Origin of the sequence: Burkholderia sp. IMCC1007, from assembly GCF_027257875.1 — a bacterium.
Classification (GTDB): Bacteria; Pseudomonadota; Gammaproteobacteria; order Burkholderiales; family Burkholderiaceae; genus Burkholderia.
This window is the reverse complement of record NZ_JAPVQY010000063.1, coordinates 1-15,149: the sequence shown is the minus strand read 5'-3', so window position 1 is coordinate 15,149 and position 15,149 is coordinate 1. Positions and strand designations below refer to the sequence as shown.

Sequence of the window (15,149 nt, the reverse complement as noted above, 5' to 3'; positions counted from 1 at the left end):
GTTGCGGCGAACCGCCGTTATCGTTCGACGCCGCCCGTACCCGCCCTCTCATGAACGCCACACCGCCCTTCGCCCCCCATATCTATTTCTGCGACGCCCGCCTCGTCGGCCCGCTCGATGCCTGGCCCGACCTGTTCGCGCACGTCGCGGGCATGGGCTTCGATCACGTGCTGATCGGCGGCTTCTGGGCCGCCAGCGTCGCGGGGTTTCCGCGTCACGTCGCCGACTTCCACCGGCCGGCCGCGACGTTTGCGACGCGCGCCGGTGCGCTCGAGACGTTTTCCCGGCTCGCGCAGCTCGCGCGCGGCCACGGGCTGCGCGTGCTGCTCGAAGTCGTGCCGGACCGCATCGCGCGCGAGAACCCGCTGCGCGCCGAGCACCCGGACTGGTACGTCGAGCGCGCGCACGACGACGCGCTGATCGATCCGCGCTCCGCCGCGCACGAAACCGACGTCGCGCACGCGCAGGTCGGCGAAGACGCGGTGCACGATGCGCGCGCCGCATGGTGGTGCGCGCATTTGTCTGCGTTCGCGGACGCCGGCGCGGCCGGCTTCCTGATCGACGCGCCGCATCACCTGCCGGCAGCCTGGTGGCCCGGCTGGCGCGCGGCGCTGCGGCGCGCGCGTCCGGACGTCGCGGTACTCGCCGGCGTGCCCGGCCATGCGCGCGCCGCGCTCGCGCAACTCGAGACGGCCGGCTTCGATGCGGTGTTCTCATCCGCGCGCTGGTGGGACCTGCGCGCGCCGTGGTTCGTCGACGAACACCGGCTGCTGCGCCGCATCGGCTCGCCGATCGCATTTCCCGACGCCTTCGACGGCCCGCGCCTCGCGGACGCGTGGGGCGACGCATCGGACGACACGCTCGCCCGCGCGTACCGCCGCGCGCTGTGGACCGCGGCGGCGGTCGGCACGGGCTGGCTCGTGCCGATGGGCTTCGAGCGCGGCGTCACGCTGCCGCTGATGGCGCGCGACGCGGACGCGGCACGCTACCGTGCCGCGTTCGACGGCGCGCGCTTCGACCTGTCCGGCGCCCTCGCCGACGCGAACGCGTGGCGCCGCGCAGCGCCCGTGGCCGCCGCGCGCGGCGAACTCGTGCAGTTGAGCGCAGCGGGCGCGAACGCGACCGTGCTGCTGCGCGGAATCGGCCCGTCGCTCGAACATGACGACGCAGCGCTGCTGATCGCGCTGAATCCCGATCTCGACGCACCGGCGCGCATCGATCCCGCGGCGATCCTGCCCGGCGTGCCGGGCGGCTTCACGCGGGTCGCGCCACCGGACGGCACGCGCAACCACGCGCCGGCCGCGCTCGAAGCGTTCACGCTCGAACCGGGCGGCTATGCGCTGCTCGACGCGCGCCGCGCGCCGCCGGCCACCACGCACGCCGACGCGACCGACGAGCGCACCGCGCTGTCCGCCGCGCTCACGGCCGACCGGATCGCGATCGAGCGCGTCGAGCCGGCCGTCGACGGCGGTCGCTTCGCGCTCAAGCGCGTGATCGGCGAGACGCTGGTCGTGCACGCGTCGATCTTCTCGGACGGCCACGCGCATCTCGCCGCCGCGCTGCAATGGCGCGCGGACGACGACGACGACTGGCGCGAAGTGCCGTTCGTCGCGGAGCCGAACGATCGCTGGCACGCGCGCATCGCGCTGGACCGGCTCGGCCGCCACGTGTTCCGCGTGGTCGCGTGGCGCGACGAGTGGGCGTCGCTCGTCACCGACATCGCGAAGAAACGCGCGGCCGACCAGGACGTGACGCTGGAGGTGCGCGAAGCCCAGTTCCTGCTCGCGGCCGCGCTGAAGCTCGCGGACCCGGCCGATTCACGCGCGATCCCGCGGATGGCGCAGCTTGCGGCGGAGCTCAACGACGCCTTGCCCGACGACCGCCTCGCGATGATCGGCTCGCCCGCGTTCGCCGACGCGTACGCGGCGCTGCGCTACCGCCCGTTCGTCACGCACGACGCCGCCGTCTACCCGGTCGAGGTCGAGCGCCGTGCCGCGCGCTTCTCGAGCTGGTACGAAATGTTCCCGCGCTCGGCGAGCAACGATCCGCACCGGCACGGCACGTTCGACGACGTGATCGCACAACTGCCGCGCATTCGCGACATGGGCTTCGACGTGCTGTATTTCCCGCCGATCCACCCGATCGGCACGACCGCGCGCAAGGGCCGCAACAACAGCCTGAAGGCGGGCCCCGACGACGTCGGCAGCCCGTATGCGATCGGCTCGGCCGACGGCGGCCACACGGCCGTGCATCCGCAGCTCGGCACGCTCGCGTCGTTCCGCACGCTGGTCGATGCGGCGCACGCGCAGGGGCTCGAGATCGCGCTCGATTTCGCGATCCAGTGCTCGCCCGATCACCCGTGGCTCGCCGCGCATCCGGGCTGGTTCGCGTGGCGCCCCGACGGCTCGCTGCGTTACGCGGAGAACCCGCCGAAGCGCTACCAGGACATCGTGAATCCCGACTTCTACGCGCGGGATGCGTTGCCCGACCTGTGGCTCGCGCTGCGCGACGCGGTGCTGTTCTGGGTCGACGCGGGCGTGCGGATCTTCCGCGTCGACAATCCGCACACGAAGCCGCTGCCGTTCTGGGCGTGGATGATCGCCGACGTGCGCGGCAAGCATCCGGACGTCGTGTTCCTGTCGGAAGCGTTCACGCGCCCCGGCATGATGTACCGGCTCGCGAAGATCGGCTTCTCGCAGTCGTACACGTACTTCACGTGGCGCGAATCGAAGCGCGAGTTCATCGACTACCTGACCGAACTGACGGCCGGCCCGCCGCGCGAATTTTTCCGGCCGAACTTCTTCGTCAACACGCCCGACATCAATCCGCGCCACCTGCAGAACGCGCCGCGCACGCAGTTCGTGATCCGCGCGGCGCTCGCGGCAACGCTCGCCGGTTCGTGGGGGATGTACTCGGGCTTCGAGCTCGGCGAATCGGCGCCGCTGCCCGACAGCGAGGAATACGCGGACGCCGAGAAATACGAGCTGCGCGCACGCGACTGGAGCAAGGCCGCGCACATCGGCGCCGAAATCGCGCGGCTGAACCGCGCGCGGCGCGATCACCCGGCGCTGCAGACGCATCTCGGCCTCACGTTCGTCGACGCCGACAACGAACAGGTGCTCGTGTTCGTGAAGGCGACGCCCGCGCACGACAGCGTCGTGGTCGTCGCGATCAGCCTCGACCCGTGGCATCCGCAGGCCGCGAATTTCACGCTCGATGCGTCGCTGTGGCGCGGCTTCGGGCTCGTCGACGGCGAGCCGCTCGACGCGCTCGAACAGGATGCCGCGCATGCCGAAACCTGGCGCGGGCATCGGCAATACGTGTCGCTCGACCCGCACGTACGGCCGTATGCGATCTGGCGGCTCGCGCCGTCTCCCGGCGCCGCGCGAGTCGCGGCGCCCGCTCCGGGCGATGCCCGGAGCCCTTCCGGAGCACACGCATGATGAAACGCGAAGACTCGCTCGACGATGTGCGTCGCGCGCAGTTCCCGACGCTCGAACCGGGCGGCACGCCGCGCCGGCGCCGCTCGCGCCGCCGTGCCCCCGCGCTCTGCGCGGACGATCCGCTGTGGTACAAGGACGCGATCATCTACCAGGTGCACGTGAAGTCGTTCTACGACTCGAACAACGACGGGATCGGCGATTTCCCCGGCCTGATCATGAAGCTCGACTACATCGCCGAGCTCGGCGTCGACACGATCTGGCTGCTGCCGTTCTACCCGTCGCCGCGGCGCGACGACGGCTACGACATCGCCGACTATCGGGACGTGCATCCGGACTACGGCACGCTCGCCGACGTGCGACGCTTCATCCGCGAAGCGCACTCGCGCGGCATTCGCGTGATCACCGAACTCGTGATCAACCACACGTCCGACCAGCATCCGTGGTTCCAGCGCGCGCGGCGCGCGAAGCCCGGTTCCGCGCATCGCGACTACTACGTGTGGTCCGACACCGACACGAAATACGCGGGCACGCGGATCATCTTTCTGGATACCGAAACGTCGAACTGGACGCACGACCCCGTCGCCGGCCAGTACTACTGGCATCGCTTCTACTCGCACCAGCCGGACCTGAACTTCGACAACCCGGCCGTCGTGCGCGAGGTGCTGCAGGTGATGCGCTTCTGGCTCGATCTCGGCATCGACGGGCTGCGGCTCGACGCGGTGCCGTATCTCGTCGAGCGCGAAGGCACCAACAACGAGAACCTGCCGGAAACGCACGCAATCCTGAAGCAGATCCGCGCGACGATCGACGCCGAGTATCCGAACCGGATGCTGCTCGCCGAAGCGAACCAGTGGCCGGAGGACGTGCAGGAATACTTCGGCAACGAGGACGAATGCCACATGGCGTTCCACTTCCCGCTGATGCCGCGCATCTACATGTCGATCGCAAGCGAGGACCGCTTCCCGATCGTCGACATCATGCGGCAGACGCCGGCGCTCGCGCCGAGCAACCAGTGGGCGGTATTCCTGCGCAATCACGACGAGCTGACGCTCGAGATGGTGACCGACTCCGAACGCGACCTGCTGTGGCAGACCTACGCGTCCGACCGGCGCGCGCGGCTCAATCTCGGGATCCGCCGCCGGCTCGCGCCGCTGATGGAACGCGATCGGCGCCGCATCGAACTGATCAACTCGCTGCTGCTGTCGATGCCCGGCACGCCGGTGATCTACTACGGCGACGAGCTCGGGATGGGCGACAACATCCACCTCGGCGATCGCGACGGCGTGCGCACGCCGATGCAATGGTCGTCCGACCGCAACGGCGGCTTCTCGCGCGCCGACCCCGAACTGCTGGTGCTGCCGCCGGTGATGGGGTCGCTGTACGGCTATGACGCGGTCAACGTCGAGGCGCAGACGCGCGACCCGCATTCGCTGCTGAACTGGACGCGCCGCATCCTCGCGACGCGGCGCGCGACGCAGTCGTTCGGGCGCGGCACGATCCGCTTCCTGCGCCCGGAGAACCGCAAGGTGCTCGCGTACCTGCGCGAGCTCGAAGGCCACGAGACGGTGCTGTGCGTCGCGAACCTGTCGCGCGCGTCGCAGGCGGTCGAGCTCGACCTGTCCGAATTCGCGGGCCGCGTGCCGATCGAGATGACGTCGGACTCGGCGTTTCCGCCGATCGGCCAGCTCACCTATCTGCTCACCTTCCCGCCGTACGGGTTCCTGTGGTTCGTGCTGTCCGAACACGGCCGCGAGCCGACGTGGCGGCAGCCGCACGCGGAGCCGCTGCCCGAGTACGTGACGATCGTGATGCGGCGCGGCGACGCGCGGCCGGACGTCGGGCAACTGCACACGCTCGCGCACGACGCGCTCGCGTCGTGGCTGTCGCGGCGGCGCTGGTTCGCGTCGAAGGACCGCAAGATCGGCGACGCGTGGCTGAACGTCGTCACGCCGATGCCCGACGAGCCGTTCCAGTACGCGGAAGCGTGGGTGTCCGCGAGCGACGGCGGCGTCGAACGCTACGTCGTGCCGCTTGCAACCGCGTGGGGCGGCGAGACGTCGCATCCGCTCTTCACGCAGCTCGCGCTCGCGCGCGTGCGGCGCGGCCACACGGTCGGCTACCTGACCGACGCGTTCGCACTGCCGTCGTTCGCGCGCGGGATGCTGCGCAAGCTGCGCGACGGCGCAACGGTGCCGACGTCCGACGGCGGCCGGCTCGACTTCCTGCCCGAGCAAGCGCTCGCCGCGCTCGACCCCGGCGACGACGCCGAAGTGCGCTGGCTCGCGGCCGAGCAGAGCAACAGCTCGCTCGTGATCGGCGAGTCGATCGTGCTGAAGCTGGTCCGCAAGGTCGCGCACGGGATTCATCCGGAAGCGGAAATGAGCCGCCATCTGACGCGCATCGGCTACGCGAACACCGCGACGCTCGCCGGCGAAGTCGTGCACGTCGACCCGGACGGCAGGCCGCATACGGTCGCGATCCTGCAGCGCTACGTCGACAACCAGGGCGATGCGTGGACCCGTTCGCTCGACTTCGTGAAGCGCGCGGTCGACGAACTCGCGCTGCCGGCCGCCGACGACACCGACGCGGCCGAGACCCACGAAGAACCGGACGCACTGCTCGGCTACGCGGCGTTCGCGGGGATCGTCGGCACGCGGCTCGGCCAGTTGCACGTCGCGCTCGCGCAGCCGTCCGACGATCCGGCGTTCGCGCCTGAAGCGGCGACGCCGCAACACGTCGACGGCTGGTGCGTCGACGCGATCGCGTCGTTGAAGCATTCGCTCGACGTGCTGTCCACGCGGCTCGATGCGCTCGACCCGAGCTCGCGCGCCGCCGCCGAGACGCTGCTCGCGTCGCGCGACGCGGCCGTCGAGGCGCTCGGCGAGCTGGTGCCGCGCACGCTCGACGCGCAATGCATCCGGATTCACGGCGATTTCCATCTCGGCCAGGTGCTCGACGTGCAGGGCGATGCGTTGCTGATCGACTTCGAAGGCGAACCCGCGCGTGCACTCGACCGGCGTCGCGCGAAATCGCATCCGCTGCGCGACGTGGCCGGCTTCCTGCGCTCGGTGTCGTACGTGAGCGCGACCGCGCAGTTCGCGATCGAGAAGGCGCCGCCGCAGGCGGCCGGCCGCAAGCGCGCGCTGTTCGACCGCTTCGGGCAGGCCGCCGCCGACCGCTTCGTCGAGTGCTATCGCGCGGCCGCCGCACACGCGCCCGTGCGCTTCGTCGACCCGCACTATGCCGATCGCCTGCTCGCGCTGTTCCTGATCGACAAGGCGTCGTACGAGCTGTGCTACGAAGCGTCGAACCGCCCCGACTGGCTCGGCGTGCCGGTGGGCGGGCTCGCCGCGCTCGTCGAACGCCTGCTCGCCGCCAGGGACGCGCCCGACCACGGAGGAACCCGATGACCGATACGCTGTTCGACCGTAGCGATATCGATGCGCTGCTCGCCGGCCGCCACCCCGATCCGTTCGCGTGCCTCGGCCCGCACGGCCATGCGGGCGGGACCGTCGTGCGCGCGCTGCTGCCCGGCGCGCGGCGCGTGCGCGCGGTGTCGCCCGACGGCGACGAGCTCGGCACGCTCGCATGCGTCGACGATGCCGGCTGTTTCGCCGGGACGATCGCGCACGACGGTCACTACCAGCTCGCGATCGACTGGCCGGATACGCGGCAGGTGACCGACGATGCCTATGCATTCGGCACGCTGCTCGACGACGCGGCGCTCGCGCGCTTCGCGTCCGGCGACCCGGCTGCCGTGCTCGAATGCCTGGGCGCGACGCCGATGCGTGTCGACGGTGTCGACGGCGTGCGCTTCGCGGTATGGGCGCCGAACGCGCAGCGCGTGTCGGTGGTCGGCGACTTCAACGTCTGGGACGGCCGCCGTCACCCGATGCGGTTGCGACGGCCGTGGGGCGTGTGGGAGCTGTTCGTGCCGGGCATCGGCGCGGGCGAGCACTACAAGTACGAGCTGTGCGCGGCCGACGGGCACGTGCTGCCGCACAAGGCCGACCCGTGCGCACGCGCGACCGAGGCGCCGCCGCGCACCGCATCCGTCGTCGCCGATACGGCCGCGCTCGATGCATTCGCGTGGCACGACGACGGCTGGCTTCATGCGCGGCCGCACGCGGATCGCCGCTACCGCATGCCGTGGTCGATCTACGAGGTGCATCCGGAATCGTGGCAGCGCGTGCCCGAAGAGATGGACCGCTGCTCGACCTGGGACGAGCTCGCCGAGCGGCTGATCCCGTACGTGAAGGGAATGGGCTTCACGCACGTCGAATTCATGCCGGTGTCCGAATACCCGTTCGGCGGCTCGTGGGGCTACCAGCCGCTCGCGCAGTTCGCGCCGTCCGCGCGCTTCGGGCCCGTCGAAGGCTTCGCGCGCTTCGTCGACCGCGCGCACGCGGCCGGCATCGGCGTGATCGTCGACTGGGTGCCCGCGCACTTCCCCGACGATGCGCACGGTCTCGCGCAATTCGACGGCACCGCGCTGTACGAGCACGCCGATCCGCGCGAAGGCATGCATCCGGACTGGCACACGTGCGTGTTCAACCTCGGGCGCAACGAGGTCGGCGCGTTCCTCGTCGCGTCGGCGCTCGCGTGGACGCGCCGCTATCACGTGGACGGGATCCGCGTCGACGCGGTCGCATCGATGCTGTACCGCGACTATTCGCGCAAGGAAGGCGAATGGGTGCCGAACATCTACGGCGGCCGCGAGAACCTCGAATCGGTCGCGTTCCTGCGCGCACTGAACGACACGCTGCACGGTGCGCTCGCGCCGCCCGGCGTCGTCAGCTTCGCGGAGGAATCGACCGCGTGGCCGGGCGTCACCGCGCCGACCGGCGACGGCGGGCTCGGCTTCGACTTCAAGTGGAACATGGGCTGGATGCACGACACGCTCGCGTATCTGCACGAGGACCCGATCCATCGCCGCTATCACCACGACCGGATGACGTTCGGGCTCGTCTACGCGTTCTCCGAGCGCTTCGTGCTGCCGCTGTCGCATGACGAGGTGGTGCACGGCAAGGGCTCGCTCGCGTCGAAGATGCCGGGCGACGCGTGGCAGCGGCTCGCGACGCTGCGCGCGTACTTCGGCTTCATGTGGGCGCACCCGGGCAAGAAGCTGCTGTTCATGGGCAGCGAATTCGCGCAATGGGCCGAGTTCGCGCACGACGCGACGCCGCACTGGGATCTGCTCGACGCGCCCGCGCATCGCGGCGTGCAGCGGCTCGTGCGCGACCTGAACCGCGCGTATGCGGCCGAGCCGGCGCTGCACGTGCTCGACTGCCATGCGGCCGGCTTCGCGTGGCTGATCGGCGACGATCGCGACAACAGCGTGTTCGCGTTCGCGCGCCGCGACGATACGGGGCGCCTCGTCGTCGCGATCAGCAATTTCACGCCGGTGCCGCGCTCCGGCTATCGCGTCGGGCTGCCCGCGCCCGGGCAATGGCGCGAAGTGATGAACACCGACGCCGCCGTATACGGCGGCACCAATGCCGGCAACGACGGCGCCGTGTGGGCGGAGAACCTGCCCGCACATGGCGAATCGTGGTCGGCCACCTTGCGCCTGCCGCCGCTCTCGACCCTATGGCTGAGCCCGGCGTAACCCCCGGCACCCTCGACACGGAGAAGACTCCCCATGCCGACCGCCCTGCCTGCCCGTCTCGAACCCGGCCGCTGCTATCCGCTCGGCGCGGCGTGGGACGGGCTCGGCACCAACTTCGCGGTATTTTCCGCACACGCGCAGCGCATCCAGCTGTGCGTATTCGACCCGACCGGCCGCAAGGAGCTCGCACGGCTCGACCTGCCCGAATGCACCGATGAGGTATGGCACGGCTACCTGCCGAACGCGCATCCGGGCACCGTGTACGGCTTTCGCGCGGACGGCCCGTACCAGCCGCAGCACGGCCACCGCTTCAACCCGACCAAGCTGCTGCTCGATCCGTACGCGCGCAAGCTGGTCGGCCACTTCCGCTGGTCCGACGCGCTGTTCGGCTATCGCGTGCATTCCAACCGCGCCGACCTGTCGATGGACCGCCGCGATTCCGCGCCCGCCATGCCGAAGGCCGTGGTCGTCGACGAGGCGTTCGACTGGAGCATGGACCGCCGCCCGAACGTGCCGTGGCGCAGCACCGTGATCTACGAGACCCACGTGCGCGGCGCGTCGATGCGCCGCGCGGGGCTGCGCGCGCCGGAGCGCGGCACCTTCGCGTCGCTCGCGCATCCGGCGTTCATCGATCACCTGCTGTCGATCGGCGTGACGACCGTCGAGCTGCTGCCCGTGCATGCGTTCCTGCAGCAGCGCGCGCTCGTGAACCGCGGGCTGCGCAACTACTGGGGCTACGACACCGCCGCGTTCTTCGCGCCGGAGCCGTCGTATCTCACCACGCGCCGGCTCGACGAGATGCGCATCGCGATCCGGCAGCTGCATGCGGCCGGGATCGAGGTCGTGCTCGACGTCGTCTACAACCACACGTGCGAAGGCAACGAGCTCGGGCCGACGCTGTCGTGGCGCGGCCTCGACAACGCGAGCTATTACCGGCTGCGGCCCGACGACCGGCGTTACCACGTCGACGAAACGGGTTGCGGCAACACGTTGAACATGTCGCATCCGCGCGTCGTGCAGATGGTGATGGATTCGCTGCGCTACTGGGCCACCGCGTTCAACATCGACGGCTTCCGCTTCGATCTCGGCGTGACGCTCGGCCGCGAGGATCACGGCTTCGAACCGGGCGCGGGATTCTTCGATGCATTGCGGCAAGACCCGGTGCTCACGCAGCGCAAGCTGATCACCGAGCCGTGGGATCTCGGCCCGGGCGGCTATCAGCTCGGCAAGCATCCGCCCGGCTTCGCCGAGTGGAACGACCGCTTTCGCGACACCGTGCGGCGCTTCTGGCGCGGCGACGCAGGCCAGCGCCCCGAACTCGCCGCGCGCCTCGCCGGCTCCGCCGACCTGTTCAACCATCAGCGGCGCCGCACGTGGGCGTCGGTCAACTTCGTCACCGCGCACGACGGCTTCACGCTCGCCGATCTCGTGTCGTATGCCGGCAAGCACAACGACGCGAACGGCGAGGGCAACCGCGACGGCCGCGACGACAACTGCAGCGCGAACTGGGGCCACGAAGGGCCGACCGACGATCCGGCGATCCGCGACATGCGCGCGCGCGTCGCGCGCTCGATGCTCGCGACGCTGTTTACCGCGCTCGGCACGCCGATGATCGTCGCCGGCGACGAGTTCGGCCGCACGCAGCAGGGCAACAACAACGCGTATTGCCAGGATAACGAACTGTCGTGGCTCGACTGGAATCTCGCGCGCAGCGACGATGGCGCGCTGATGATGCGCTTCGTGTCGCGGCTCGCCGCGCTGCGGCGCATGTATCCGGTGATGTCGGTGCCGCGCTACCCGTCGGGCGACCGCGACGGCGCGCCGGGCATGCGCGAGATCGACTGGTTCGACGAACGCGGCGACGCGCTCACCGTGCCCGCGTGGGAAGACGGCGAACGCCGCGCGCTGACGATGCGGCGTGTCGGCACCGGCCGCACCGGTCGCACCGAGGCGCTGCTCGTGATGCTGAACGCATCGGCCGAAACGATCACGTTCATGCGACCGGCACCCGCGCTCGACTACCGCGTATTGCTCGACACCGCGACACCCGACACCGGCCCGCGTTCGTGGCCGCAGGCCGGCGTCGACGTCGCCGCGCATGCGGCCGTGATCGCGGTCGCGGCCGTGCCACCCGACCTCCATTCGTGAGGAGCCGCCATGACGTCACGTTCCGCCTCTCCACCCGACACGCACGCATACGCGGCGTCGTTCGGCGCCATGTGCATCGATGCCGAGCACACCCGCTTCAGGCTGTGGGCGCCGGCGAGCCGCACGGCCGCCGTCGAGTTGCATGGCAAACAGAGCATCGCGATGCAGCCTGCCGGCGACGGCTGGTTCGAGATCGTCGCGCCCTGCGGCCCCGGCACGCTGTACCGCTACCTGCTCGACGACGGCCTCGGCGTGCCGGACCCGGCGTCGCGCTTCCAGCCGTATGACGTGCACGGCCCGAGCCAGGTCGTCGATCCGGCCGCGTATCGCTGGCGCAACGATGCGTGGCGCGGCCGGCCCTGGCACGAGACGGTGCTGTACGAGTTGCACGTGGGCGCGTGCGGCGGCTATGCGAGCGTCGAGCGACGTCTTGCGGCGATCGCCGCGCTCGGCGTGACCGCGGTCGAGCTGATGCCGGTCAACGCGTTCCCCGGCGCGCGCAACTGGGGCTACGACGGCGTGCTGCCGTTCGCGCCCGATGCATCGTACGGGCGGCCCGAGGAACTGAAGTCGCTCGTCGACACCGCGCACGGGCTCGGGCTGCAGGTGTTTCTCGACGTCGTGTACAACCACTTCGGCCCCGAAGGCAACCTGCTGCCGCGCTATGCGCCCACGTTCTTCCGCACGGACCGGCAAACCGCGTGGGGGCCCGCGATCGACTTCTCGTGTGCGCAGACGAGCGCCTTCTTCATCGACAACGCGCTGTACTGGCTCGACGAATTCCGCTTCGACGGCCTGCGCATCGACGCCGCGCACGCGATCGACGACGATGCCTGGCTGCGCGAGCTCGCGCGCCGCGTGCGCGCGTATGCGGGCGACACGCGCCACGTGCACCTGGTGCTCGAGAACGAACGCAACGCGGCGAGCCTGCTCGGGCCCGGCGGCTTCGACGCGCAGTGGAACGACGATTTCCACAACAGCGCGCACGTGCTGCTGACCGGCGAGCGCGAAGGCTATTACCGCGCGTACGCCGATGCGCCGCTGCGCCATTTCGCGCGCACGCTCGGCGAGGGGTTCGCGTACCAGGGCGAGCCGTCGCCGCTGCACGACGGCGCACCGCGCGGCGAATCGAGCGCGCACCTGCCGCCCACGGCCTTCGTCACGTTCCTGCAGAACCACGACCAGATCGGCAACCGCGCGTTCGGCGAACGGCTGCGCGCGCTCGCGAACGACGACGCCGTGCGCGCCGCCACCGCGGTGATGCTGCTGTCGCCGCAGATTCCGCTGCTGTTCATGGGCGAGGAAGACGGCAGCACGCAGCCGTTCCAGTTCTTCACCGACTATCGCGGCGAGCTCGCCGATGCCGTGCGCGAAGGCCGGCGCCGCGAGTTCGCGGCATTCCCTGCGTTTGCCGATCCCGCCCATCGCGATGCGATTCCCGATCCGAACGACCTCGGCACGTTCGTGCGCTCGTCGCCGGGCCACGCGGACAACGTCTCGTGGCCGGACGCCGACACCTGGCGGCGCTTCTACCGCAGCGCGCTGACCGTGCGCGCGGCCCTCGTCACGCCACACCTGCAGGGCGCCCGCGCGCTCGGCGTCGAGCTGCTGTCCGGCAACGGCGAACCGGATGCGCTCGTCGCGCGCTGGCGCCTCGGCGACGGCAGCACGCTGTCGATCGCGTTCAATCCCGGCTCGCGCGACGCGGTGCTGCGCGAGCTGCCGGTCGGCAAGATCGTGTTCGAGACGCCGCCGCGCGCGCGCGACCGGCTCGCGGACCAGCGGCTGCCCGCGCGCACCTGCATCGCGTGGCGCGACGGCGCGGTCAATCACGATGCGCTCAGTCACCGCTCGAACGGGCACACCCGACCATGACGACCGACGTACCGATCGCCGAACTCGCCCGCGCGGCCGGGCTGGAGACCGACTGGATCGACGCGCGCGGCGTCGCGCGGCGCGTGGACGACGACGCGCTCGTCGCGCTCGTCGATGCGCTCGGCTGGCCGTGCGGCACGCCGATCGAACGCGTCGACAGCGCGGCCGCGCTCGCCGACGCGCAGGCCGCGACACCGCACCTCGTCACCGTCGACGCCGGCGTGCCGCTGACACTGCCGCGCAGCATCGCGCCGCCCGGCGCACGCTTTCGGATCGCGCTCGAATCGGGCGAGCACGTCGACGGACGGGTGAACGGTGCCGGCGAGCACGGCGCGCTGCCGCCGCTCGCGCAGCCCGGCTATCACACGCTCGACATCGGCGAGCAGCGCATCGGGCTCGCGATCGCGCCGCCTCGCGCGCGGCCGTTCGATGTGTTCGATACGCTCGATACGCTCGATACGTCCGATGCGTTCGATACGTCCGATGCGTTCGATACGTCCGATACGTCCGATGCGTCCGATGCGTTCGATGCGGGTGGCGGCGCGAAGGATGCGCAGCGCCGCTGGGGCATCGCGGCGCAGTTGTACAGCCTGCGCCGCGCGGGCGACGACGGCGCGGGCGACTACACGGCGCTCGCCGGCCTCGCCACGCACGCGGCCCGGCATGGCGCGCACGCGGTCGCGATCAGCCCGACGCATGCCGGCTATCCGGCGCTGCCCGAGCACGACAGCCCGTATTCGCCGTCGTCGCGGCGCTGGCACAACGTCGCGTATCTCGACTGCGACGCGGTGCCCGGTGCCGAGATCGTGCGGCAGACGAGCGGTGCGGCGGCAGGCATCGAACCGGTACCGGAGACGCCGTTGATCGACTGGCCGCACGTGTTGCCGCTGAAGCTGCGCCGCCTGCGTGCGTGCTTCGATGCATGGCGCGCGAACGGCGAGCCGTCACGCGACGCGTTCGAGCAATTCCGGGCGGCAGGCGGTGCGGCGCTCGACGCGCATGCGCGCTTCGACGCGCTGCAGGCGTTCTGCATCGAACACGGAATCGGCGCGGACTGGCGGCAATGGCCCGCGCAATGGCGCATGCCCGCATCGCCCGAAGTCGACGCGTTCGCGCACGCACATGCCGACACGATCGCGTTCCACACGTTTCTGCAATGGTGCGCGGCGGATGCGCTCGGCCGCGCACACCATGCGGCGCGCGACGCGGGGATGGCGATCGGGCTGATCGCCGACCTTGCGATCGGCTCCGACCGCGCGGGCAGCGACGCGTGGGCGCACGGCACGACGCTGCTGCGCGGCGTATCGGTCGGCGCGCCGCCCGACCTGTTCAACGTGAACGGGCAAGCATGGGGCGTGACCACGTGGACGCCCGCCGCGCTGAGCGCGACCGGCTTCGCGCCGTTCGTCGAGTTGTTGCGCGCGTCCTTCGCGCATGCGGGCGGGATTCGCATCGATCACGTGCTCGGGTTCGCGCGGCTGTGGATCGTGCCGGACGGCGCGTCGGCGCGCGACGGCGCATATTTGCGCTATCCGCTCGACGATCTCGTGCGGCTCGCGTCGCTCGAGGCCGCGCGGCATCGCGCGGTCGCGATCGGCGAGGATCTCGGCACGGTGCCGGCTGGATTTCGCGAACGGCTCGCGGCGCAAGGCATCGCGGGGATGCGTGTGCTGTGGTTCGAGCGCGAAGCCGATCGCGCATTCCGGCCGCCGTCCGCATGGGATCGCGACGCGATCGCGCTGACGTCCACGCATGACCTGCCGACGGTCGCAGGCTGGTGGCGCGGCGTCGATCTGGAGTGGCAGCGGATCGCGGTTCAGGCCGCCGCGGCGCGGCGGGATGATGAAGGCAGCGGCCACGGCGACGCACCGCGCGCGGCGGATGCGGGCAATACCGGCGACGACATCGGTTTGGCCGCGGCCGCCGGCGCGCCCGCCGGCGATCAACCGAACGATGCCGCCAACCAGCGCGACGCCGCCCGCCGCAGCCCGGACGTCGATCACGGCGCGCCGTCGTCGCACGACATGCCGCCGGCCGCCCGCGACCTCGCCGCCGCGCACGCGGAACGCGCGAGC

General features: G+C 71.0%; 6 protein-coding genes. All 6 read left to right on the top strand.

The genetic code is table 11. The annotated features are described in order from the left end of the window. The first annotated feature begins 50 nt into the window (after positions 1-50). Positions 51-3,443, top strand: coding sequence for a maltotransferase domain-containing protein (locus O1Q03_RS33715; RefSeq protein WP_269509159.1), 3,393 nt, complete (start codon positions 51-53; stop codon positions 3,441-3,443). Beyond that, positions 3,443-6,853: a maltose alpha-D-glucosyltransferase gene (treS, locus tag O1Q03_RS33710; protein ID WP_269509215.1), complete on the top strand. Its 3,411-nt coding sequence runs from the start codon at positions 3,443-3,445 to the stop codon at positions 6,851-6,853. The genes O1Q03_RS33715 and treS overlap by 1 nt, the downstream gene beginning before the upstream one ends. Further along, the gene (glgB, locus tag O1Q03_RS33705) at positions 6,850-9,051 is read left to right on the top strand and encodes a 1,4-alpha-glucan branching protein GlgB (RefSeq protein ID WP_269509157.1); all 2,202 of its coding nucleotides are present in this window, start codon (positions 6,850-6,852) and stop codon (positions 9,049-9,051) included. Before treS ends, glgB begins: the two co-directional genes overlap by 4 nt. A gap of 33 nt (positions 9,052-9,084) precedes the next feature. Continuing rightward, positions 9,085-11,199, top strand: a complete 2,115-nt coding sequence (gene glgX, locus O1Q03_RS33700) for a glycogen debranching protein GlgX (protein WP_269509155.1) — start codon at positions 9,085-9,087, stop codon at positions 11,197-11,199. Between the two features lie 9 nt (positions 11,200-11,208). Next, positions 11,209-13,074 (top strand): malto-oligosyltrehalose trehalohydrolase, encoded by a 1,866-nt coding sequence (gene treZ / locus O1Q03_RS33695; protein ID WP_269509153.1) that lies wholly within the window; start codon positions 11,209-11,211, stop codon positions 13,072-13,074. Beyond that, on the top strand, positions 13,071-15,149 hold a 2,079-nt coding region (gene malQ / locus O1Q03_RS33690; RefSeq protein WP_269509151.1), incomplete at its 3' end, for a 4-alpha-glucanotransferase. The genes treZ and malQ, both read left to right, overlap by 4 nt.

What these genes read in the sequence shown, in the direction of transcription:
- O1Q03_RS33715 (WP_269509159.1), top strand. Translation starts at nt 51, where the DNA reads ATGAACGCCACACCGCCCTTCGCCCCCCATATCTATTTCTGCGACGCC.
- treS (WP_269509215.1), top strand. Translation starts at nt 3,443, where the DNA reads ATGAAACGCGAAGACTCGCTCGACGATGTGCGTCGCGCGCAGTTCCCG.
- glgB (WP_269509157.1), top strand. Translation starts at nt 6,850, where the DNA reads ATGACCGATACGCTGTTCGACCGTAGCGATATCGATGCGCTGCTCGCC.
- glgX (WP_269509155.1), top strand. Translation starts at nt 9,085, where the DNA reads ATGCCGACCGCCCTGCCTGCCCGTCTCGAACCCGGCCGCTGCTATCCG.
- treZ (WP_269509153.1), top strand. Translation starts at nt 11,209, where the DNA reads ATGACGTCACGTTCCGCCTCTCCACCCGACACGCACGCATACGCGGCG.